We start from the raw sequence: 1,440 nt of genomic DNA, 5'->3' as shown, positions 1-1,440 counted from the left end.
GGGCCAGCGTGCTGTGGGCCCTGCTGCGCGACAACCGGGTGTTCACCTCCGTCCCGCCGGTCACGCAAACGGCTTGACTTCATCATTGAGACTCCCGGGGGTGCGGGTGGGTGGTGTTCAGGCGAGGGGCAGGGCGAGGTCGGGCTCGTCCGACGGGGCCGCCGCGGGCGGTTCCGGCGTCGGCGGGACGGAGGGGGTGTAGGAGGCGCGGTGGCGGCGCAGCCCGCGGAAGGCGACGGTCATCACCAGGCCTTGCAGGAGGGAGCAGGCCAGTAGCAGCGCCGGCAGGTCGGTGGCGGGCAGGACGGCGACCAGGGCTCCGGCGAGCGGCATGGGGAGCACGACGAGGACGATGGTCACGCTCAGCGTGCTGCCGAAGACGGCGGCGGGGATCAGGCGCGAGCGCAGGGTGCGCAGGACGACGGTGATGGCGCCCTCGCCGGCCATCAGGACGCCGATCGCCACGGCGTAGGCGCCCAGGCCGGGGGCGAGAGCGGCGGCCAGGCAGGCGGCGCAGGCGGTGGCGGCGGCGCTCGCGCCGACCGGCCACAGGCCGAAGCGGTCGACGGCGCGGCGGGTGGCGGCGACGGCGCCCAGGGACGCGACGCCGGCGGCGCTCCATATCGTGCCGACGGCGAGGGGGGAGCTGCCGTAGTCGGTCAGTACGGTGATCGGTGAGCTGGCCTGGGTGACGGCGACCGCCAGGTTGCTGGCGACCAGGCCGGTGACGAGCCAGGCCAGTGCCGGGATGGCACGGACGGTGTGCCAGCCGGTGCGCAGTCCCGGCCAGACGGCGGCCGGGCCGTCGGCCGGTGCCGTCGCGGCCTCGGCGGGGACGGTGCTTGCCGCGGCTGCCGCCGAGAGCGCCGTGACCATGGTGAGCATCACCGCAGGCCCGCCCGTCAGGAGGAGAGCGCCGGCCAGCGGGCCGGCGAGCAGGGCGCCTTGGTCGATGCCGATCTGGACGGACTGCACCCGGTGGGCCTGGGCGCCCGCGGCGCGGCTGGCGTGCGCGCCGGCGGTCTCCACCGCCACGAACGACCCCTGGGCCAGCAGGCCGCCGGTCGCGCCGACGGCCATCACCACGGCGGTGGTGGTGTTCCCCGAGGACGGCAGCAGGGCGAGGGCGAGGGCGGCCGCGGCGAACAGCGCTGCGCGGGCCGTGGTGGCCGCGCGGAAGACACGGTCGGGGCGGAAGCGGTCCACCAGCGGTCCGCCGACGGTGAAGGCCGCCAGGCGGGGCAGCCATTCCAGGAGGAATGCCACGCCGGTCAGGGAGGCTGAGCCGGTGGTCGTCAGGATCAGCAGGGGGATGGCGTAGGTGGCGATCGAGGTGGCCAGAGCATCACTGGCGCGCATGAGGGAGCTGCGCGTCAGGAGACGGCCGGCGGAGGGGGGCATGACAACACCGCTCGGTAGAAGGCCGGGACGGGCCGGGGG

At 75.7% G+C, this 1,440-nt stretch carries 1 protein-coding gene; it reads right to left on the bottom strand.

The window, feature by feature from the left end; translation table 11 throughout:
* Nucleotides 1–117 precede the first annotated feature (117 nt).
* Nucleotides 118–1,401: an MFS transporter gene (locus ACFU99_RS43575; protein WP_384404308.1), complete on the bottom strand. Its 1,284-nt coding sequence runs from the start codon at nucleotides 1,399–1,401 to the stop codon at nucleotides 118–120.
* Between the last annotated feature and the right edge of the window lie 39 nt (nucleotides 1,402–1,440).

This window comes from Streptomyces sp. NPDC057654, assembly GCF_042800135.1.
Classification (GTDB): domain Bacteria; phylum Actinomycetota; class Actinomycetes; order Streptomycetales; family Streptomycetaceae; genus Streptomyces.
Note: the sequence above shows the minus strand (reverse complement) of the source record. Positions and strands in the feature narration are given on the sequence as shown.